This is a genomic window from Pseudomonas sp. S60 (genome assembly GCF_016647865.1).
Lineage (GTDB): Bacteria > Pseudomonadota > Gammaproteobacteria > Pseudomonadales > Pseudomonadaceae > Aquipseudomonas > Aquipseudomonas parafulva.
This window is the reverse complement of the sequence record NZ_JACVVH010000010.1, coordinates 65,965-87,473: the sequence shown is the minus strand read 5'-3', so window position 1 is coordinate 87,473 and position 21,509 is coordinate 65,965. Positions and strand designations below refer to the sequence as shown.

The window sequence follows — 21,509 nt, the reverse complement described above, 5'->3', positions numbered from 1 at the left end:
TGGGTTGAGGAGTAACGGATGATACGGCGGTGGAAGGGCAGGTGGCTGGCCTGCATGGCGGCACTGATAACGCCGCTGGCCATGGCGGCTGGCAAGTGCGAGCGCCTGGTGGCGACCGGCAGCCCTGATGCGCCGCCTTATTCGTGGCAGGACCCGAAAGACCCCCGGCACCTGATCGGCGCCAACGTCGACCTGCTGCGCCAGGTGGCCGGTGAGCTGGGGGTGAAGGTGGAAGTGCTGAGTGCGGGCCGTCGCGATCAGGCCTTGGAAGAGGTGCGCAGCGGGCGCATGGACCTGCTGCTTGACGCGCCCATGCAAGTGGAGCAACTGACGGCGCTGGACTACATTCACCCGCCACTGCAGCTCAACGAATACCTGGTGTGGACGCGCCATGACGCCGAGCTCACCTTCGACGGCCCCGCTGACCTGGCCAAGTACCAGGGCAGTTTGTCGGAGCGGGCCCGCCTCACACCTGCTTTCAGTGCATTCGCCAAGGCCCAGTTGCGGCTGGTGCCCGCTCAGAACCTCACTCAGGCTTTCCAGAAGCTGGTACTTGGCCAGGTCGACTATGTGCTGGCCGGTCGTTACTCCGGCATGGCCATGGCCCAGGGGCTCGGCATGAGCAACCACCTGATTGCACGGGGCCTACCGGTGGACAGGCCTGGCCTGTACCTGGCGCTTTCGCACAATTCTGCCTGCAATGACAGCTGGTTACGTGGGCAATTGGCGAAAAAACTGACAGAATTGCCGATCTCCGGTAAGTCCGACGCTGTGCTGCAGGCCAACCTCGAGCGCTGGAAAGCGCAATTGCAGGTGCCTGCGGACGCCCCCAAACACTAGGAAGATCGCGTGAGAACCCAAGCATTCATCCTTGCCATGGCCGTGTTGGGCCTGGCTGGCTGCGCCAATGATCCGGCCCCTGAAGAACAGATGCGCCTTTCCGAAAAGGCGCTGGAACAGGCCAAGGCCGTGGGCGCTACTGACCAGGTCGAACCCCTGAAGCTGGCTGAAGACAAGCTGGGCCGAGCCCGCACCAACATGCTCACCCAGGACTTCCGTGACGCGCGAATGCGCGCCGAGCAAGCCGAGCTGGATGCCAGGCTGGCCGAAGCACAGGTGCTCAACGTCAAGAGCGATGAACAGCTGCAGTTGTTGCAGACCCGGGTGAAGCGCTTGCGCAAACAGCTGGAGGTGCAGCCATGATCGCTCGCAAGCCATTGGCCACGTTGGCGCTGCTGATGCTGGCGGCAGGGCTTAGCGGGTGCGCCAGCCAGCGCAGTGCTTCTGCGCTGGACGAGGCGACCGTGGCGTTCCAGCAGGTCAAGGACGATTCTGATGTGCTGCGCAGCGCCCCGCGTGATGTGATCCGTGCGGGTGAGTCGCTGGCCCGCGCCGAGCGCTTGTCTACGTACATCGGCAGTGGCTCGGACGTGCGCCATTACGCTTACCTGAGCCAGCGCTACAGCCAGATCGCCCGCGAGCACACCAAACTGGCGTTGAACCAGGAGCGCCTGGCGAAGCTTGACCTGGAGCGCCAGCGTCTGCAGTTGGCATTGCGCGAGGCCAAGTTGGCCAGTGTGCAGCAGCAGGGCCAATGGGTGGAGTCGCAGATCGCCGCACTGGCCTCGGAGCAGGGTGACCGTGGCTTGGTGTTGACGCTGGGCGATGTGCTGTTCGACACGGGCAGTGCCGACCTGCGCAATTCCGCCAGCCGCACGGTGCTCAAGCTGGTGCAGTTCCTCCAGCTCAACCCGCGTCGAGTCGTGCGCATCGAGGGCTACACCGACAGCACGGGTACGCCCGAAGAAAACCTCAAGCTCTCCCGCGACCGCGCCCAGGCCGTGGCAGATATGCTGGCCGACCTTGGTATTGATGAAAAGCGCCTGCTGGTTGAAGGCTACGGCGACCAGTACCCCGTAGAGGTGAACGCGTCGGAGCGGGGCAGGGCGCAGAACCGCCGTGTGGAGATCGTGTTTTCTGACGACAAGGGCAAGCTGGCGCCTGCGCGCTGATTTCGTTGGTAAGGGGCTGCAGTGCAGCCCTCCCGGTCATGGCGAAGGGTGGCAGCCCTCATCCAATCTCAACCTAGGCCGCCAGCGCCAACAAGCTGTATTGTCGATTAAGTTGCATTCTGTCCCCGTACACTTTGCAACTGTTACGGTATCCTCTACCGTCAGCCGTACAAGAACAATGAGCGTGTTGCCATGACCAACCTGCTGCTGTACCAGCGTATCGCCCAGCAACTGGCCGAAGACATCCGCCGTGGTGTGTACCAGCCGGGCGAGCGTGTGCCTTCGGTGCGCAAGATGAGCGCCCAGTTGAATGTCAGCCATGCCACGGTGCTGCAGGCCTACGCCAACCTCGAAGACCAGGGCTTGATCCGTGCGCGGCCGCAGTCTGGCTACTATGTGCACCAGACCCCGGCCCTGACTGCCCAGACCCCGGACATTGCCCGGGTGGAGCGCCCAGGGTTGGTCACCCGCGCCAGTATCATCCAGCAGGTGCTGGCCGAGGCACGTCGTGATGGCGTGTTCCCGTTCGGTGCTGCCGTGCCCCATGTCGATTACCTGCCGGTGCGGGCTTTGCACCAGCAGATTGCCAAGGTCACCCGCTTCCACAGCCCGCGTGCGTTCAGCTACATGTTCAGCCCAGGTTTCGAGCCGTTGCGCCGGCAAATTGCCATTCGCATGCGCGATGCGGGCGTGCTGGTCGACCCGCGTGAGGTCATCGTTACGCACGGTTGTGTAGACGCCCTGCAAATGTCCCTGCGTGTGCTGACGCGGCCAGGTGACCTGATTGCCGCCGAATCGCCCACGTACTACGGTTTGCTGCAACTGGCTGACCTGCTGGGCCTGAAAGTGATCGAAATACCCAGTGATCCGTCTACCGGCATCAGCCTGGAGGCCTTGCAGCTTGCCGCGAACCAGTGGTCGATCAAGGCGCTGGTGCTCACTGCGCGGCTGAGTAACCCACTGGGTGGCACCGTACCGGAGGAGCGACAAAAGCAGTTGCTGCGCCTGGCGTCGGATTTCGATATCCAGATCATCGAAGACGATATCTATGGCGAGCTGATGTTCGATCAGGGCAAGGCCAAGGCGCTCAAAGCCTATGATCGGCTTGACCGGGTGATCTACTGCTCCAGCTTCTCCAAGACCTTGTCCCCCGGCGTGCGCGTTGGCTGGATGATTGCCGGGCGTTACCAGGACGAAATCCAGCGGCTGCAGACCTTTACCACGCACTCGGCCTGCAGCGTCACGCAGATGGCTGTGGCCGCCTACCTGGAGAACGGTGGTTACGACCGGCACCTGCGGTTCATTCGTCAGGAGTACCGCAAGAACCTCAGTGCCTATCAGCTGGCGGTGCAGCAGCATTTCCCTGAAGGCACCCAGATGACGCGGCCCACCGGTGGCTTCATTTTGTGGGTAAGCCTGCCTGGGCGGGTAAACACCCAGGACTTGCACGTACGCGCGCTGGAGCAGGGGATCAGCATTGCACCGGGGCTCATCTTCAGTAATACCGAGCAGTTCAATCACTGCATTCGGCTAAACTGCGGCATCCCATGGAACAAGGAAGCCGAGCGGGCAGTCATCACACTGGGCCTGCTGGCACAACAATTGTGCAGGGAGCCGGCAACCACACTTTTGTAAGGCTTGTCAGGCGGCTGCGGAACAGGGAGCATACGCATTTACCATGTCGGTCTGTCCATTTGCCATGATTGCATTGCGCCGTTTTTTCCTGGTTTTCTGCCTTGCGCCGTTGTGCTGGCCTGCTGGCGTGGTGCTGGCTGCCCAGCCGGCTGCCCAGACGCAGGCTGGCAAGGCCCAGGCGCCGTCCAAGGCGGTGAAAAAACAGGCTGTGCGCAAGCCCGCCAGTAAGAAGGCCAGGCAGGCCAAGGCCGTGGCCAAGCCGCTGCCCAAGGCCAACCTCGACCTGAGCCTGCCTACCGAGATGGTGGAGAACCTGACGCCCAACGTGGGCACCAACCCGTCGCCGATCAAGAAGCGCAAGCCTTTGCTACCGCCCATGTTCGCTGAAAAGCCCGAAGCCGACAGTCCGTTCCAGCTCAATGGCCGCTTGATCAGCAACGAGATGCAGTTGCAGCTGCGCAACGACAGCCGTCGGGATGTGGAAGGTGCGGCCATCGACTTCCAGTACCGCCAGTAAGCCCTGCTGACTGCCCGGTCACTGCAGATTTCATCAAGCCAGCAATTTCAAACGTGCGTTTGAGCCGCTAGTATTCAGGGGTGATCGCCCCGTTGTGTGCCATGGAGTTCTGATTGTGTTGCAAGCCATGACCTGTCGTGAGGGCTGCGGTGCCTGCTGCATCGCGCCCTCCATCACCTCCGCCATGCCGCGCATGCCTGACGGCAAGCCCGCTGGCCAGCGTTGCCTGCACCTGACGGCTGCAAACCTCTGCGACTTGTTCGGCAAGCCTGAGCGGCCATCGGTGTGCGGCGGTTTCAAGGCTGACCCTGAGGTGTGTGGCCGGGACAGTGAAGAGGCCATCAGAATTCTCGGCTGGTGGGAGCGCATGACGGCGGCGTGACAGGCTGGATCCTCGACAACAAGGATAAACATGATGAGATCGTTGAAGCGTATTGCATTGCTGTGTGGTGTCAGTGCCCTGCTGTCGCCTGTTGCCTGGGCCGAGAATTGGCAGGTGGCCAAGGATGAGGACGGGATCAAGGTGTCCCTGAGTGAAGTGCCTGGCTCCAAGTACAAGGCCTACCGGGGTGTCACCGTCATCAAGGCGCCTCTGGCCAAGGTGCAGGCGCTGCAGGAAGACGTGGCGGGGGCCTGCGCATGGATTCATGAATGCAAGGCGCAAAAGGTGCTCAAGCACGAGGGTGACAAGACCTGGACCTACACCCAGTTCAATACGCCCTGGCCGGTGACGCCACGGGATTCGGTGCTGCAGGTGACCACGGTCAAACAGGCCGATGGCAGCCTGTTGCGCAACCTCAAGGAGGAGCCGACCTATGTGCCGGAAGAAAAAGGCTTCGTGCGGGTGGCCCAGGTCGAGGGCTTCTGGAAGCTGGTGCCTCAAGGCAACAGCACCGAGGTGACGTACCAGGTGCACACCGAGCCAGGGGGCAGCGTGCCGTCGTGGTTGGCCAACAAGTTCGTGGTGGATGCACCGTTCAATACCCTGAAGGCCCTGCGCGAACGCGCTGAGAAAAACTGACAGTCAAATCCGGCCGGGTGCATGTATTTCGGGCACCAGGTTGGGGCGGTGTAATAAAAAGGGCTGCCCGTGGGCAGCCCTTTTGGCTTCAGCCCGTAGGGCTTACTTGCGGTCCTGCAGTGCAACGATGTCGCGTTTCGGTTCGCCGGTGTACAGCTGGCGTGGGCGGCCGATCTTGTACGGGCTGGAGAGCATCTCTTTCCAGTGCGAGATCCAGCCTACGGTGCGCGCCAGGGCGAAGATCACGGTGAACATGCTGGTCGGAATGCCGATCGCCTTCAGGATGATGCCCGAGTAGAAGTCGACGTTCGGGTACAGCGAGCGCTCGATGAAGTATGGATCGGTGAGTGCGATCTCTTCCAGGCGCATGGCCAGTTCCAGCTGCGGGTCATTCTTGATGCCCAGCTCGCGCAGCACTTCGTCGCAGGTCTGCTTCATCACGGTGGCGCGCGGGTCGCGGTTCTTGTAAACGCGGTGACCGAAGCCCATCAGCTTGAACGGGTCGTTCTTGTCCTTGGCCTTGGCAATGAAGGTGTCGATGTTCGAGACATCGCCAATTTCATCGAGCATGGTCAGCACGGCTTCGTTGGCGCCGCCGTGGGCAGGGCCCCACAGCGCGGCGATGCCGGCCGCGATACAGGCGAACGGGTTGGCACCCGAAGAGCCCGCCAGGCGCACGGTGGAGGTGGAAGCGTTTTGTTCGTGGTCGGCGTGGAGGATGAAGATCCGGTCCATCGCCTTGGCCAGCACCGGGCTGATCGGTTTGATCTCGCACGGGGTGTTGAACATCATGTGCAGGAAGTTTTCCGCGTACGACAAGTCGTTGCGCGGGTACATCATCGGCTGGCCCATGGAGTACTTGTAAACCATCGCGGCCAGGGTCGGCATCTTGGCGACCAGGCGCACCGCAGAGATTTCGCGGTGTTGCGGGTTATTGATGTCCAGGGAGTCGTGGTAGAAGGCCGACAGGGCACCGACCACGCCGCACATCACCGCCATCGGGTGAGCGTCGCGACGGAAGCCGTTGAAGAAGGTTTTCAGCTGTTCGTGAACCATGGTGTGGTTCTTGACGTTGCTGACGAACTTGGCCTTCTGCTCGGCGTTTGGCAGTTCGCCATTGAGCAGCAGGTAGCAGGTTTCGAGGTAGTCGGACTGTTCGGCGAGTTGCTCGATGGGGTAGCCGCGGTGCAGCAGTACGCCCTTGTCGCCATCAATGTAGGTGATCTTCGACTCGCACGATGCGGTCGCCATGAAACCAGGGTCGAAGGTGAAGTGACCTGTGGCCCCCAACCCGCGGACGTCGATTACATCAGGACCAACGGTGCCGGTTAAAATGGGCAGCTCGACGGGGGCTGCGCCCTCGATGACCAACTGCGCTTTTTTGTCAGCCATGTGGCCTCCTATTAATGCTTGAAATCATCAGACAGACCCCCCACGCAGGGCCCGCACCACTATAGAGGGATAAATTCAGATGTCAATTTGCCTAAAGGCTTGTTGAATCAAGGGCTGGAGCCTGATTTTTCGGGAATTTTCGGCCCATTTACGCCTTTTGCGCGGCAAAGGCAATGCGCTATTCGGGCTACCCCGTCACGTTGTCATGAGCAGCCTAACTGTCTATACTCGGCACCCGACCGCCAGGGGCTTGCAAGCCCGAACTGCTGGGGGTCGCCGTTCCCTGGGTGGTGGGTACCTGACCAGTACACTTACCAACAACTTTGCCCTGATTCGCTAGGGGCTCTTCAGTGTGAAAAAAGCCGTGAAAAGCCAACGACCTGTAAACCTAGACCTAAGGACCATCAAGCTCCCCGTCACTGCGTACACGTCCATTCTGCACCGTATCTCCGGCGTCATCCTGTTCCTCGGCCTTGCCATCATGCTGTATGCACTGGGCAAGTCGCTGGGTTCCGAGGAAGGCTTCGGCGAGGTGAAGGCGTGTCTGACCAGCCCGCTGGCCAAGTTCGTGACCTGGGCCCTGCTGTCCGCCCTGCTGTATCACCTGGTGGCCGGTGTGCGCCACCTGATCATGGACATGGGCATCGGTGAGACGCTGGAAGGCGGCAAACTGGGCTCGAAAATCGTGATTGTCATCTCCGTGGTGGTGATCGTACTGGTGGGAGTTTGGGTATGGTAACCAACGTCACGAACCTGTCGCGTTCGGGCCTCTACGACTGGATGGCGCAGCGCGTTTCTGCGGTCGTTCTCGCGGCTTACTTCATCTTCCTGATCGGCTACGTGGTCGCTCACCCCGGTATCGACTACGCCCAGTGGCATGGTCTGTTCTCCAACAACGCGATGCGGATCTTCAGTCTGCTGGCCCTCGTTGCCCTCGGCGCTCACGCCTGGGTCGGCATGTGGACCATTGCCACCGACTACCTGACGCCTATGTCGTTCGGCAAGTCGGCAACTGCGATTCGTTTCCTGTTCCAGGCGGTATGCGGCGTTGCGATGTTCGCTTACTTCGTCTGGGGTGTGCAGATTCTCTGGGGTATCTGATCCATGGCTAGCATTCCAACCATTTCCTTCGACGCCATCATCATCGGTGGCGGCGGCGCCGGCATGCGCGCAGCGCTGCAACTGGCACAGGGCGGTCACAAGACTGCCGTGGTCACCAAGGTGTTCCCGACCCGTTCGCACACCGTATCCGCCCAGGGCGGCATCACCTGCGCCATCGCTTCGGCCGACCCGAACGACGACTGGCGCTGGCACATGTACGATACCGTCAAGGGTTCCGACTACATCGGTGACCAGGACGCTATCGAATACATGTGTCAGGAAGGCCCGGCCGCGGTCTTCGAGCTGGACCACATGGGCCTGCCGTTCTCGCGGACCGAAACCGGCCGTATCTACCAGCGTCCGTTCGGTGGCCAGTCCAAGGACTTCGGTAAAGGTGGCCAGGCCGCCCGTACCTGTGCCGCTTCCGACCGTACCGGTCACGCGCTGCTGCACACCCTGTACCAGGGCAACCTGAAAGCCGGCACCACTTTCCTCAACGAGTACTACGCCGTCGACCTGGTAAAAAACCAGGAAGGCGCCTTCGTTGGTGTGATCGCGATCTGCATCGAAACCGGCGAAACCCTGTACATCAAGTCCAAGGCCACCGTACTGGCCACGGGCGGTGCAGGCCGCATCTACGCCTCTACCACCAACGCCCTGATCAATACCGGCGACGGTATCGGCATGGCCCTGCGTGCCGGTGTACCGGTGCAGGACATCGAGATGTGGCAGTTCCACCCAACCGGCATCGCCGGCGCCGGTGTACTGGTCACCGAGGGTTGCCGCGGTGAGGGTGGCTACCTGATCAACGCCCACGGCGAACGCTTCATGGAACGTTACGCGCCGAACGCCAAAGACCTGGCCGGCCGTGACGTGGTTGCCCGTTCCATGGTCAAAGAGATCATCGCCGGCAACGGCGTGGGCCCGAACAAGGACCACGTGCTGCTGAAGCTGGACCACCTGGGCGAGGAAGTGCTGCACAGCCGCCTGCCAGGCATCTGCGAGCTGTCCAAGACCTTCGCCCACGTCGACCCTGTGGTCGCGCCGGTTCCGGTCGTTCCAACCTGCCACTACATGATGGGCGGCGTTGCCACCAACATTCATGGCCAGGCCATCACCATGGACGACGAAGGCAAGGATCACATCATTCCTGGCCTGTTCGCCGTAGGTGAAGTGGCGTGCGTATCGGTTCACGGTGCCAACCGCCTGGGCGGCAACTCGCTGCTCGACCTGGTGGTGTTCGGCCGTGCGGCCGGCCTGCACCTGGAGAAGGCGCTGAGCGACGGCATCGAGCACCTCGACGCCAGCGACACCGATATCGATGTTGCCCTGAGCCGCCTGAACAAGCTCAACGAGCGCTCCACTGGCGAAGACGTTGCCAGCCTCAAGCGCGAGCTGCAGAGCTGCATGCAGAACTACTTCGGTGTGTTCCGTACTGGCGAATACATGCTCAAGGGTATCGAGCAGCTGGCCGGCCTGCGCGAGCGGATCGCCAACGTCAAGATCAACGACAAGTCCCAGGCCTTCAACACCGCGCGTATCGAAGCGCTGGAGCTGCAGAACCTGCTGGAAGTTGCCGAAGCTACTGCCATCGCGGCCGAAGCCCGTAAAGAGTCCCGCGGCGCTCACGCCCGTGAAGACTTCGAAGACCGTGACGACGAAAACTGGCTGTGCCACACCCTGTACTACCCGGGTGTGAAGCGCGTTGCCAAGCGTGGCGTCAACTTTGCGCCGAAGACCGTACCGGCCTTCGAACCAAAAATCCGGACTTACTAAGGGTGGCTGCTATGTTGAAAGTCGAAGTTTATCGTTACAACCCCGACACCGACACGGCCCCCAAGATGGAGTCGTTCGACGTCGACACCGGCGGCAAGGACCTCATGGTTCTGGACGTGCTGGCGCTGATCAAGGAAAAGGACGAGGGCTTCTCGTACCGTCGCTCCTGCCGTGAAGGCGTGTGCGGTTCCGACGGCATGAACATGAACGGCAAGAACGGCCTGGCCTGCATCACCCCGCTGTCGGGCGTGGTCAAGGGCAACAAGCTGGTGCTGCGCCCGCTGCCGGGCCTGCCGGTCATTCGTGACCTGGTCGTCGACATGAGCATCTTCTACAAGCAGTACGAGAAGGTGAAGCCGTTCCTGCAGAACGACACGCCGGCCCCGGCCATCGAGCGCCTGCAGTCGCCAGAACAGCGCGAGAAGCTCGACGGCCTGTACGAGTGCATCCTGTGCGCCTGCTGCTCCACGTCCTGCCCGTCGTTCTGGTGGAACCCGGACAAGTTCCTGGGCCCAGCTGCGCTGTTGCAGGCGTACCGCTTCCTGGCCGACAGCCGTGATACCAAGACCCAGGAGCGCCTGGCGTCCCTGGATGACCCGTTCAGCGTATTCCGCTGCCGCGGGATCATGAACTGCGTAAACGTTTGCCCGAAGGGTCTGAACCCTACCAAGGCAATCGGTCACGTACGTAACATGCTGCTGCAAAGCGGCACCTGATATACACGTTGTACCTGCAGTATGCCGAGGTGCGGGCGCTGAGCCCGCACTGAGGTAAAACCCGAACCGGGGCTCACAAAGCCCTTGTTCATTACCTATGAAGATGAGACCAGCAGGGGCTTTCCGGGCTGGTACCCGGAAAATCAGCAGGATCCAGGTGGCGTGGTTCAGTCGCTGTTTTCGGACTTTTCCAGGTTTGCTATGGCTCTCGCCGATCAGTCCCCTAACCGAGGGTGACCAAGCATGCAAGAAAGCGTGATGCAGCGCATGTGGGAAAGCGCCCACCTTTCAGGTGGTAACGCTGCATATGTGGAAGAGCTCTACGAACTCTACCTGCACGACCCTAACGCTGTGCCAGAAGAGTGGCGCACCTACTTCCAGAAGTTGCCCGCCGACGGCAGCACCGCTACCGATGTCTCGCACTCGACGATCCGCGACCATTTCGTATTGCTGGCGAAGAACCAGCGCCGCGCCCAGCCGGTGTCTGCCGGGAGCGTGAGCAGTGAACACGAGAAGAAGCAGGTTGAAGTGCTGCGACTGATCCAGGCCTATCGGATGCGCGGCCATCAGGCTGCCAAGCTTGACCCCTTGGGGTTGTGGCAGCGTCCAGCGCCTGTAGACCTGTCGATCAATCACTACGGCTTGACCAATGCCGATCTTGATACGACCTTCCGTGCCGGCGACCTGTTCATCGGCAAAGAGGAGGCGAGCCTACGCGACATCCTCGACGCGCTCCAGAAGACATATTGTCGCACCATTGGCGCCGAGTTCACCCACATCGTCGATTCCGAGCAGCGCAGCTGGTTCCAGCAGCGTCTGGAAAGCGTGCGTGGCCGGCCCGAGTTTTCCGCTGATATCCAGTCCCACCTGCTCGAGCGTGTGACCGCTGGCGAGGGCCTGGAAAAATACCTGGGCACCAAGTACCCAGGCACCAAGCGTTTCGGCCTGGAAGGCGGCGAAAGCCTGATTCCGATGCTGGACGAGATGATCCAGCGCTCCGGTTCCTACGGCACCAAGGAAGTGGTCATCGGCATGGCCCACCGTGGCCGCCTGAACGTGCTGGTCAACACCTTCGGCAAGAACCCGCGCGAGCTGTTCGACGAGTTCGAAGGCAAGAAGATGAACGAGCTGGGCTCCGGTGACGTGAAGTATCACCAGGGCTTCTCCTCGAACGTGATGACCCCGGGTGGCGAAGTGCACCTGGCCATGGCGTTCAACCCGTCCCACCTGGAAATCGTCTCGCCGGTTGTCGAAGGCTCGGTGCGTGCCCGTCAGGACCGTCGCAACGACAGCGTGGGTGACAAGGTGCTGCCGATCTCCATCCACGGCGACGCTGCATTTGCAGGCCAGGGCGTGGTGATGGAAACCTTCCAGATGTCGCAGACCCGCGGTTTCAAGACCGGCGGCACCGTGCACATCGTGATCAACAACCAGGTGGGTTTCACCATCAGCAACCCGCTGGATGCGCGCTCTACCGAGTACGCCACCGACGTGGCCAAGATGATTCAGGCGCCAATCCTGCACGTCAACGGCGACGACCCGGAAGCCGTGCTGTTCGTGACCCAGCTGGCGGTCGACTACCGCATGCAGTTCAAGCGTGACGTGGTCATCGACCTGGTCTGCTACCGTCGCCGCGGCCACAACGAGGCTGACGAGCCGAACGGCACCCAGCCGCTGATGTACCAGCAGATCAGCAAGCAGCGCACCACCCGTGAGCTGTATGCCGAAGCGCTGATCCAGGCCGGACGTATCGATGCCGATCGCGCCCAGGCCAAGATCGACGACTACCGCAGTGCGCTGGACAACGGCCTGCACGTAGTCAAGAGCCTGGTCAAGGAGCCGAACCGCGAGCTGTTCGTCGACTGGCGCCCCTACCTGGGCCATGCCTGGACCGCACGCCACGACACCCGCTTCGACCTCAAGACCCTGCAGGAGCTGTCGGCCAAGTTGCTGGAGCTGCCTGAAGGCTTCGTGGTGCAGCGCCAGGTCGCCAAGATCTACGAAGACCGCCAGAAGATGCAGGCCGGTGGCTTGCCGATCAACTGGGGTTATGCAGAGACCATGGCCTACGCCACCCTGCAGTTCGAAGGCCACCCCATCCGCATGACCGGCCAGGACATCGGCCGCGGCACCTTCTCGCACCGGCATGCGGTGCTGCACAACCAGAAGGATGCGGGCACCTACATCCCGCTGATGAACCTGTACCCGGGCCAGCCACGTTTCGAACTGTACGATTCGTTCCTGTCCGAGGAAGCGGTACTGGCGTTCGAATACGGCTACTCCACCACCACGCCGAACGCGCTGGTGATCTGGGAAGCCCAGTTCGGCGACTTCGCCAACGGTGCCCAAGTGGTGATCGACCAGTTCATCACCAGTGGCGAGCACAAGTGGGGCCGCCTGTGCGGTCTGACCATGCTGCTGCCGCATGGCTACGAAGGGCAGGGGCCTGAGCACTCCTCGGCGCGCCTGGAGCGTTACCTGCAACTGTGCGCCGAGCAGAACATCCAGGTCTGCGTACCGACCACGCCGGCCCAGATCTACCACCTGCTGCGTCGTCAGGTCATCCGTCCGCTGCGCAAGCCGCTGATCGTGCTGACGCCCAAGTCGTTGCTGCGCCACAAGCTGGCCGTCTCGACTCTCGAAGACCTGGCCGATGGTTCGTTCCAGACCGTCATCCCGGAAATCGACACCCTCGAGCCTGCGAAGGTGGAGCGCCTGGTGCTGTGCAGCGGCAAGGTCTACTACGACCTGCTGGAAAAGCGCCGCGCCGAAGGCCGCGAAGACATCGCGATCGTGCGCATCGAGCAGCTGTATCCGTTCCCTGAAGACGACCTGGTCGAGATCCTGGCGCCTTACACCAACCTCAAGCATGCGGTGTGGTGCCAGGAAGAACCGATGAACCAGGGCGCCTGGTACAGCAGCCAGCACCATATGCGTCGCATCCTCGGCCGCCATAACAAGGCACTGGCCCTGGAGTACGCGGGTCGCGATGCCTCTGCCGCACCTGCCTGTGGTTACGCTTCGAAGCACGCCGAGCAGCAGGAAAAACTGCTGCAAGACGCCTTCACTGTTTAACGCCTTCGCGCACTTGAAACCGAATTTAAGGAAACACTGATAATGGCTATCGAGATCAAAGCCCCAACCTTCCCGGAATCGGTTGCCGACGGCACCGTTGCCACCTGGCACAAGCAGCCGGGCGAGGCCGTCAAGCGTGACGAACTGATCGTCGACATCGAGACCGACAAGGTCGTGCTCGAAGTGCTGGCCACCGCCGACGGCGTGCTGGGTGCCATCGTCAAGGGTGAGGGCGATACCGTCCTGTCCGACGAGGTGCTGGGTTCGATCGTTGAAGGCGGCGCGGCTGCCGCAGCGCCTGCTGCTGCCCCGGCCGCCGCCGCACCGGCCGCCGTTGCTGCCGATGCCGGTGAAGACGACCCGGTTGCTGCCCCTGCTGCGCGCAAGCTGGCCGAAGAAAACGGCATCGACCTGGCCACTGTAGCCGGTACCGGCAAAGGCGGCCGTGTCACCAAGGAAGACGTCGTTGCTGCCGTCGCCAACAAGAAGGCCGCGCCGGCCGCAGCCCCTGCTGCCAAGCCAGCTGCCGCCCCGGCACCGGTGGTGACCGCTGCTGGCGACCGCACCGAGAAGCGCGTGCCGATGACCCGCCTGCGCGCCAAGATTGCCGAGCGTCTGGTCGAAGCCCAGTCCAACATGGCGATGCTGACCACCTTCAACGAAGTCGACATGACTGAAGTCATGGCCCTGCGTTCGAAGTACAAGGACCTGTTCGAGAAGACCCACAACGGCGTGCGCCTGGGCTTCATGTCGTTCTTCGTCAAGGCGGCCACCGAAGCGCTGAAACGCTTCCCGGCCGTGAACGCCTCGATCGACGGCAACGATATCGTCTACCACGGTTACGCCGACGTCGGTGTGGCGGTTTCCAGCGACCGTGGCCTGGTGGTTCCGGTACTGCGCAACGCCGAGTCGATGAGCCTGGCAGAGATCGAAAACGGCATCGCCACCTTCGGCAAGAAGGCCCGTGACGGCAAGCTGTCCATCGAAGAGATGACCGGCGGCACCTTCACCATCACCAACGGTGGTACCTTCGGCTCGATGATGTCGACCCCGATCGTCAACCCGCCGCAGGCTGCGATCCTGGGCATGCACAACATCATCCAGCGCCCGATGGCCATCAATGGCCAAGTGGTGATCCGCCCGATGATGTACCTGGCGCTGTCCTACGACCACCGCCTGATCGATGGCAAGGAAGCCGTAACCTTCCTGGTGACCATCAAGAACCTGCTGGAAGATCCGTCCCGCCTGCTGCTGGACATCTAATCGCGCAGCTGTAAGCTGCAAGCGGCAAGCTTCAAGTCGAAGCCTGCCTGTCTTGCGGCTTGCAGCGTGCCGCTTGAAGCTAACAAGGAATCTTTTATGACCCAGAAATTCGACGTGGTAGTGATTGGTGCAGGTCCTGGCGGCTACGTGGCTGCGATCAAGGCCGCCCAGCTTGGTCTGAAGACTGCCTGTATCGAGAAGTACACCGATGCCGAGGGCAAGCTGGCCCTGGGCGGCACCTGCCTGAACGTAGGGTGCATTCCTTCCAAGGCGCTGCTGGACAGCTCCTGGAAATACAAGGAAGCCAAAGAGAGCTTCAACGTACACGGTATCTCCACTGGCGAAGTGAAGATGGACGTGGCTGCGATGGTTGGCCGCAAGGCTGGCATCGTGAAGAACCTGACCGGTGGCGTCGCCACCCTGTTCAAGGCCAACGGCGTCACCTCCATCCAGGGCCACGGCAAGCTGCTGGCTGGCAAAAAGGTCGAAGTGACCAAGGCCGACGGCACCACTGAAATCGTCGAAGCCGATAACGTGATCCTGGCCTCCGGCTCTCGCCCGATCGACATTCCGCCAGCCCCGGTTGACCAGAACGTCATCGTCGACTCCACCGGCGCCCTGGAATTCCAGGCCGTACCGAAGCGCCTGGGCGTTATCGGTGCCGGTGTGATCGGCCTGGAGCTGGGTTCGGTATGGGCCCGCCTGGGTGCTGAAGTCACCGTGCTGGAGGCTCTGGACACCTTCCTGATGGCTGCCGACACGGCTGTGTCCAAGGAAGCCCAGAAGACCCTGACCAAGCAAGGCCTGGACATCAAGCTGGGTGCCCGCGTTACCGGTTCCAAAGTGAACGGCGACGAAGTCGAGGTGACCTACACCAATGCCGAAGGCGAGCAGAAGATCACCTTCGACAAGCTGATCGTTGCGGTCGGCCGTCGCCCGGTGACCACCGACCTGCTGGCCTCCGACAGCGGCGTGAACATCGATGAGCGTGGCTACATCTATGTCGACGACTACTGCGCCACCAGCGTGCCGGGCGTCTTCGCCATCGGCGACGTGGTGCGTGGCCTGATGCTGGCGCACAAGGCTTCCGAAGAAGGCATCATGGTGGTTGAGCGCATCAAGGGCCACAAAGCCCAGATGAACTACGACCTGATCCCTTCGGTGATCTACACCCACCCGGAAATCGCCTGGGTCGGCAAGACCGAGCAGGCCTTGAAGGCCGAAGGCGTTGAGGTTAACGTGGGCACCTTCCCGTTCGCGGCCAGCGGCCGTGCGATGGCTGCCAACGACACCGGTGGTTTCGTCAAGGTCATCGCCGATGCCAAGACCGACCGCGTACTGGGTGTTCACGTGATTGGCCCGTCGGCTGCCGAACTGGTGCAGCAGGGCGCTATCGCAATGGAATTCGGCACCAGTGCCGAGGACCTGGGCATGATGGTCTTCAGCCATCCGACCCTGTCCGAAGCGCTGCATGAAGCAGCGCTGGCCGTGAATGGCGGTGCCATTCACGTAGCCAACCGTAAGAAGCGTTAATCATAAGAAACCACGGCGGGCTGCCCGTCGTGAGTCTTGCGTGCATGACTCACCGCGGAAAGTCCGCCGGACCGGATCACATGGGATAACCCGGGGTCAACGGTCACAGGTGGTGCGGCGCCAGTGATGGCGCAGCGCCGAAGCGCAGTACCTAACGAAGACGGTAAAAAGCATGAATCTTCACGAGTATCAGGGTAAGCAGCTGTTCGCTGAGTACGGCCTGCCAGTTTCCAAGGGTTTCGCAGTCGACACCCCTGAAGCAGCGGCAGAAGCCTGCGACAAGATCGGCGGGAACGAGTGGGTTGTAAAAGCCCAGGTTCACGCAGGTGGTCGCGGCAAGGCGGGCGGCGTCAAGCTGGTTCGCAGCAAGGAAGACGCCAAGGCGTTCGCTGCACAGTGGTTGGGCAAGAATCTGGTTACCTACCAGACCGATGCCAACGGTCAACCCGTCTCCAAGATTCTGGTCGAATCCTGCACTGACATCGCCAAAGAGCTGTACCTGGGCGCTGTAGTCGATCGCTCGAGCCGCCGTATCGTGTTCATGGCCTCCACCGAAGGTGGCGTGGACATCGAAAAAGTCGCCCACGACACGCCTGAGAAAATCCTCAAGGCCACCATCGACCCGCTGGTCGGCGCTCAGCCGTTCCAGGGCCGTGAGCTGGCGTTCCAGCTGGGCCTGGAAGGCAAGCAAGTTCAACAGTTCGCCAAGATCTTCGTAGGCCTGGCCAAGCTGTTCAAGGACCATGACCTGGCCCTGCTGGAAGTGAACCCGCTGGTGATCAAGGCCGACGGCGACCTGCACTGCCTCGATGCCAAGATCAACATCGACGCCAACGCCATGTACCGTCAGCCGAAGCTGAAGACCTTCCACGACCCGTCCCAGGACGACGCCCGTGAAGCCCACGCTGCCAAGTTCGAACTGAACTACGTTGCCCTTGAAGGCAACATCGGCTGCATGGTCAACGGTGCTGGCCTGGCCATGGGTACCATGGACATCGTCAACCTGCACGGCGGCAAGCCAGCCAACTTCCTCGACGTAGGCGGCGGTGCTACCAAAGAGCGCGTTACCGAAGCGTTCAAGATCATTCTGTCCGACAGCAATGTCGCGGCCGTTCTGGTCAACATCTTCGGCGGCATCGTTCGCTGCGACATGATTGCCGAAGGCATCATCGGTGCAGTGAAGGAAGTCGGCGTCAAGGTTCCGGTTGTGGTTCGCCTTGAAGGCAACAACGCCGAACTGGGCGCTAAAGTATTGGCAGAAAGCGGTTTGAACATCATTGCTGCAACCAGCCTGACCGACGCTGCTCAACAAGTTGTCAAAGCTGCGGAGGGCAAGTAATGAGCGTCCTGATCAATAAAGACACCAAAGTCATCTGCCAGGGCTTCACCGGCTCGCAGGGTACTTTCCACTCCGAACAAGCCATTGCCTACGGCACCAAGATGGTCGGCGGCGTTACCCCGGGCAAGGGTGGCACCACCCACCTGGGCCTGCCGGTGTTCAACACCGTGAAGGAAGCCGTGGAAGCGACCGGCGCTGACGCTTCGGTCATTTACGTGCCAGCACCGTTCTGCAAGGACTCGATCCTGGAAGCAGCCTTCGGTGGCATCAAGCTGATCGTTTGCATCACCGAGGGTATTCCAACCCTCGACATGCTCGATGCCAAGGTCAAGTGCGACGAGCTGGGCGTGACCCTGATCGGCCCTAACTGCCCAGGTGTCATCACCCCGGGCGAGTGCAAGATCGGCATCATGCCAGGCCACATCCACCTGCCAGGCAAGGTCGGTATCGTTTCGCGTTCCGGCACCCTGACGTATGAAGCGGTCAAGCAGACCACCGACGCCGGCTTCGGCCAGTCGACCTGCGTGGGTATTGGTGGCGACCCGATCCCGGGCTCCAACTTCATCGACATCCTGAAGCTGTTCCAGGAAGACCCGAAGACCGAAGCGATCGTCATGATCGGTGAGATCGGCGGTTCGGCTGAAGAAGAAGCTGCGGCCTACATCAAGGCCAATGTCACCAAGCCTGTCGTTTCCTACATCGCTGGCGTGACTGCGCCGGCAGGCAAGCGCATGGGCCACGCTGGCGCCATCATTTCTGGCGGCAAGGGTACTGCGGACGAGAAATTCGCAGCCCTGCAGGACGCAGGCGTGAAAACCGTGCGTTCCCTGGCTGACATCGGCAAGGCCCTGGCCGAGCTGACTGGCTGGGAAGCCAAGAAGTAATACTGCAACACCCCCCACGCGCACAGAGGCCACCTTCGGGTGGCCTTTGTCGTTTTGGGGTGTGCGGGCTTAATCACTGGCAGGCCAGCATAAACCTCCCAATCGTCCCCATAGGAATTACCTTACAGACGAATATTTCAATCTGAGGATAATTCCCCCTGTCCCCGGACGCACAGACGACAAACACGTACGCACATCGGACAAGCAGCACTGTTCCAGTGCGTTTGCGCGGCAAAACGGTTAATCTACGCGCCTATTCTGTGCCCGTGCCCCAAAAGGGAACGACACGCTTAACGGGTCTGGCCTATCACGCCGGGCAGCATTTTCCTCACCCATTGGAAAGTCCCCTCTCGAACCCCGATTCCAGCAGTGTGGTACTACCTTAAATGAAAGTTCTCAAAGGCCAGGATATCCTGGCGCTTGGCTTTATGACGTTTGCGCTTTTCGTAGGCGCCGGCAACATCATCTTCCCGCCTATCGTCGGCCTGCAATCGGGCCCGCACGTCTGGATGGCCGCCCTGGGCTTCCTGGTGACGGCGGTGGGCCTGCCGGTCATCACCGTGGTCGCCCTGGCCAAGGTCGGCGGCGGTATGGATGCCCTGAGCAGCCCGATCGGCAAGTTCTTCGGCGGCCTGCTGGCCGCTGTTTGCTACCTGTCGGTCGGCCCGTTGTTCGCCACGCCGCGTACGGCGACCGTGTCGTTCGAAGTGGGCGTTGCGCCGTTGACCGGTGAAAGCCCGCTGGTCCTGTTCATCTACAGCCTGGTGTATTTCGCCGTGGTACTGGCCGTGTCCATGTACCCGGGCAAGCTGCTTGATACCGTGGGGCGTTTCCTTGCGCCACTGAAGATCATTGCCCTGGCGGTACTGGGCATCGCCGCGTTCGCGCTGCCGGCCGGTACCATCGGTGAAGCGCAGCCGGCCTACGCCGCCGCCGCGTTCTCCAAGGGGTTCTCTGATGGTTACCTGACCATGGATACCCTGGGTGCCCTGGTGTTCGGCATCGTCATCGTCAACGCCATCCGCTCACGCGGCGTCGAGTCGCCTAAGCTGATCACCCGCTACGCCATCATCGCCGGCCTGATTGCCGGTGTCGGCCTGGCCCTGGTGTACATCAGCCTGTTCCGCCTGGGCGCCGGCAGCCATGAAATTGCCGCGGGTGCCAGCAACGGTGCGGCGGTGCTGCATGCATACGTTCAGCATACCTTCGGCTCGCTGGGCAGCGGCTTCCTCGCCGTGCTGATCGCCCTGGCGTGCCTGGTGACAGCCGTCGGCCTGACGTGCGCGTGTGCCGAATACTTCAGCCAGATGCTGCCGTTGTCGTACCGTGCGCTGGTGGTGATTCTGGCTGGTTTCTCGCTGCTGGTGTCGAACCTGGGGCTGACCAAGCTGATCATGTTCTCCATCCCTGTGCTCACGGCCATCTACCCGCCGTGCATCGTGGTGGTGGGCTTGAGCTTCGTGAAGGACCTGTGGAACTCGCCGACGCGTATCCTGGCCCCGGTAATGCTGGTATCGCTGCTGTTCGGCATGGTTGATGCCATCAAGGGCAGCAGCGCGGCCCATGTGTTGCCCGACTTCATCGCCAACCTGCCACTCAGTGATCAAGGCCTTGCCTGGCTGGTACCTTCGGTCGTCACCCTGGTGGGTGCTGTGGTGTGCGACCGCATGCTGGGCAAGCCTCGCGAGGCCCTGGCGTGATGTGTTGAAGCCCGCTGGCGGCATGGGCCAAAAGCCTGAACCTGTCGCCTCGGTATCAAACACCCAAGCCCCGTATCCGCAAGGATGCGGGGCTTTTGTTTGGCTGTAGGGTGAGTGCGCGTGTTTTTCGCTGTCGCCCTGTGCCTTTTGCCGCTTGCCAGCGTCGAAATGCGGTCCCTATCCTTTTGGCACCTGGCATTTCGGGAACCCGGCATGACTTTCATTTCAAGCAATTTGAACAACCTCCTGGCGGCCTGCTGGTTTGTGCTGTGCTGGGGCGGCTACACACGCTATGCCCTCTGGAAGGGGCGGGACACCGCGTGCCTTGCCAGTGTGTTGCACCTGTACCGTGAAGACTGGATGCGCCGCATGTTGTTGCGTGACAACCGTATTGCCGATGCCAGCGTGATCGGCAACCTTGAGCGCAACGCCTCGTTCTTCGCCTCCAGCACCCTGATCATCCTCGCCGGCATCCTGACGGTGCTGGGCGCGTCCGACCGAGCCCTGTCGCTGCTCGCTGACTTGCCCCTGGTTCAGCAGGCCTCCCAAGGGATGTCGGAAATCAAGTTGCTGTGCCTGGCGACGGTGTTCGTGTATGCCTTTTTCACCTTCAGCTGGTGCATGCGGCAGTACAACTTCGCCGCGGTGCTGGTGGGCTCGGCACCCATGATCGGCGAACGCCAGGTCAATGAAATGGAGCGCAAGGCGTTTGCCGCGCGTGCGGCGCGGGTGCTGTCGCTGGCTGCCAACCAATTCAACTTCGGCCTGCGGTCGTATTATTTCGGCATGGCGATGTTGAGCTGGTTCATCAGCCCGTGGTTGTTCATGGGCATTAGCGTGGGGGTGGTGTTGATTCTGTATCGCCGCGAGTTCCATTCCGATGTACTGGACGTGATGGTATTTACGCCCACGGAAAGTTCAGCGACCGAAGTACCCGGGCAGCGTTCAAATGTGAATGACTGAAACGGTTAGCCTAATAATTTCAGGCATAAAAAAACCCGACAATGTCGGGTTTTTTTTACGGCGCGATTACTGCTTGGCAGGTTCGGCCGGAACAGTGGTCGCCGGGGTGGCCGGGGCGGCCTCTTCAGCAGCCTTCTGGTTGGCTTCGGCCTGGTCTTTGGCGGCTTCGGCGTTTTCCTTGGCAGCGTCGTTCATCTTGTCCTGAGCATCACCCATTTTTTCCTGGGCTTGTTCACGGTGTTCTTGTGCGTCCTGGGCTTTGTCTTCGCTCGCTTTATCGCAAGCGGCCAGGCCCATGGCAGCAGCCAGCATCAGAGCAAAAGCAAATGGTTTACGCATGGGGGTGTTTCTCCTTGGTGGAATAAGTTGGCTTGTTCCTTCGAGTGGGGCCTTCTGAAATAAGTTCCACGGTAATTTCACAGCTATAAACATGTTTTTAAGGTGCAGGCACTTCTGCTGTCTACAGGGTCCTGCCATGGCGCGCGGGGGGGGGCGCCTCGCTCACCCTGGCGCAGGTGCATTCAAGGTTCGCACCGCAAAAGCCCTTGAAATCATCCGGGCAGCCCCCATCTGCATGTCATC

The 21,509-nt window shown here is 61.3% G+C and carries 20 protein-coding genes; 18 read left to right on the top strand and 2 right to left on the bottom strand.

Going from position 1 to position 21,509, the window contains the following annotated elements; genetic code table 11:
• Positions 1-18 precede the first annotated feature (18 nt).
• The 7 genes from IAE33_RS07405 to IAE33_RS07375 all read left to right on the top strand — a co-directional run bounded on the left by IAE33_RS07405 (position 19) and on the right by IAE33_RS07375 (position 5,185).
• Complete coding sequence (locus IAE33_RS07405) at positions 19-840, top strand: substrate-binding periplasmic protein (protein WP_201162987.1); 822 nt, start codon at positions 19-21, stop codon at positions 838-840.
• Between the two features lie 9 nt (positions 841-849).
• Complete coding sequence (locus IAE33_RS07400; protein WP_201162986.1) at positions 850-1,203, top strand: DUF4398 domain-containing protein; 354 nt, start codon at positions 850-852, stop codon at positions 1,201-1,203.
• Positions 1,200-2,012, top strand: coding sequence for an OmpA family protein (locus tag IAE33_RS07395; RefSeq protein WP_201162985.1), 813 nt, complete (start codon positions 1,200-1,202; stop codon positions 2,010-2,012). The genes IAE33_RS07400 and IAE33_RS07395 overlap by 4 nt, the downstream gene beginning before the upstream one ends.
• A 192-nt stretch (positions 2,013-2,204) precedes the next feature.
• Complete coding sequence (locus tag IAE33_RS07390; RefSeq protein ID WP_028632214.1) at positions 2,205-3,647, top strand: aminotransferase-like domain-containing protein; 1,443 nt, start codon at positions 2,205-2,207, stop codon at positions 3,645-3,647.
• A gap of 64 nt (positions 3,648-3,711) precedes the next feature.
• On the top strand, positions 3,712-4,164 hold the full coding sequence (locus IAE33_RS07385) for a hypothetical protein (RefSeq protein WP_201162984.1): 453 nt from the start codon (positions 3,712-3,714) through the stop codon (positions 4,162-4,164).
• Positions 4,165-4,291: 127 nt separating this feature from the next.
• Positions 4,292-4,546, top strand: a complete 255-nt coding sequence (locus tag IAE33_RS07380; RefSeq protein WP_201162983.1) for a YkgJ family cysteine cluster protein — start codon at positions 4,292-4,294, stop codon at positions 4,544-4,546.
• A gap of 33 nt (positions 4,547-4,579) precedes the next feature.
• On the top strand, positions 4,580-5,185 hold the full coding sequence (locus tag IAE33_RS07375) for an START domain-containing protein (protein WP_028632217.1): 606 nt from the start codon (positions 4,580-4,582) through the stop codon (positions 5,183-5,185).
• 102 nt (positions 5,186-5,287) lie between these two features.
• Here IAE33_RS07375 and gltA read toward each other — a convergent pair whose 3' ends face one another.
• A complete protein-coding gene (gltA, locus tag IAE33_RS07370) occupies positions 5,288-6,577 on the bottom strand; it encodes a citrate synthase (protein ID WP_028632218.1) in 1,290 nt (429 codons plus the stop codon).
• A 352-nt stretch (positions 6,578-6,929) separates the two neighbouring features.
• On the opposite strand from gltA, the gene sdhC reads away from it, so the two are divergent.
• From sdhC to IAE33_RS07315, 11 genes are all read left to right on the top strand, one after another.
• On the top strand, positions 6,930-7,316 hold the full coding sequence (gene sdhC / locus IAE33_RS07365; RefSeq protein ID WP_174435875.1) for a succinate dehydrogenase, cytochrome b556 subunit: 387 nt from the start codon (positions 6,930-6,932) through the stop codon (positions 7,314-7,316).
• A complete protein-coding gene (gene sdhD / locus IAE33_RS07360) occupies positions 7,310-7,678 on the top strand; it encodes a succinate dehydrogenase, hydrophobic membrane anchor protein (RefSeq protein WP_028632220.1) in 369 nt (122 codons plus the stop codon). The genes sdhC and sdhD overlap by 7 nt, the downstream gene beginning before the upstream one ends.
• A 3-nt stretch (positions 7,679-7,681) precedes the next feature.
• Positions 7,682-9,454 (top strand): succinate dehydrogenase flavoprotein subunit, encoded by a 1,773-nt coding sequence (sdhA, locus tag IAE33_RS07355; protein ID WP_028632221.1) that lies wholly within the window; start codon positions 7,682-7,684, stop codon positions 9,452-9,454.
• An 11-nt stretch (positions 9,455-9,465) separates the two neighbouring features.
• Complete coding sequence (locus IAE33_RS07350) at positions 9,466-10,170, top strand: succinate dehydrogenase iron-sulfur subunit (RefSeq protein ID WP_028632222.1); 705 nt, start codon at positions 9,466-9,468, stop codon at positions 10,168-10,170.
• A 243-nt stretch (positions 10,171-10,413) separates the two neighbouring features.
• Entirely contained in the window at positions 10,414-13,245 is a 2,832-nt protein-coding gene (locus IAE33_RS07345) for a 2-oxoglutarate dehydrogenase E1 component (protein WP_201162982.1), read from the top strand.
• 42 nt (positions 13,246-13,287) lie between these two features.
• On the top strand, positions 13,288-14,508 hold the full coding sequence (gene odhB / locus IAE33_RS07340; protein ID WP_201162981.1) for a 2-oxoglutarate dehydrogenase complex dihydrolipoyllysine-residue succinyltransferase: 1,221 nt from the start codon (positions 13,288-13,290) through the stop codon (positions 14,506-14,508).
• Between the two features lie 96 nt (positions 14,509-14,604).
• Entirely contained in the window at positions 14,605-16,041 is a 1,437-nt protein-coding gene (gene lpdA, locus IAE33_RS07335; protein WP_201162980.1) for a dihydrolipoyl dehydrogenase, read from the top strand.
• Between the two features lie 172 nt (positions 16,042-16,213).
• Positions 16,214-17,380, top strand: a complete 1,167-nt coding sequence (gene sucC, locus IAE33_RS07330) for an ADP-forming succinate--CoA ligase subunit beta (RefSeq protein ID WP_028632226.1) — start codon at positions 16,214-16,216, stop codon at positions 17,378-17,380.
• Positions 17,380-18,264: a succinate--CoA ligase subunit alpha gene (gene sucD / locus IAE33_RS07325; RefSeq protein ID WP_016393102.1), complete on the top strand. Its 885-nt coding sequence runs from the start codon at positions 17,380-17,382 to the stop codon at positions 18,262-18,264. The genes sucC and sucD overlap by 1 nt, the downstream gene beginning before the upstream one ends.
• Before the next feature lie 386 nt (positions 18,265-18,650).
• Entirely contained in the window at positions 18,651-19,964 is a 1,314-nt protein-coding gene (gene brnQ / locus IAE33_RS07320) for a branched-chain amino acid transport system II carrier protein (protein ID WP_201162979.1), read from the top strand.
• Positions 19,965-20,177: 213 nt separating this feature from the next.
• Positions 20,178-20,927, top strand: coding sequence for a DUF599 domain-containing protein (locus tag IAE33_RS07315; protein WP_028632228.1), 750 nt, complete (start codon positions 20,178-20,180; stop codon positions 20,925-20,927).
• 66 nt (positions 20,928-20,993) lie between these two features.
• Here IAE33_RS07315 and IAE33_RS07310 read toward each other — a convergent pair whose 3' ends face one another.
• Entirely contained in the window at positions 20,994-21,266 is a 273-nt protein-coding gene (locus tag IAE33_RS07310; RefSeq protein ID WP_028632229.1) for a hypothetical protein, read from the bottom strand.
• Between the last annotated feature and the right edge of the window lie 243 nt (positions 21,267-21,509).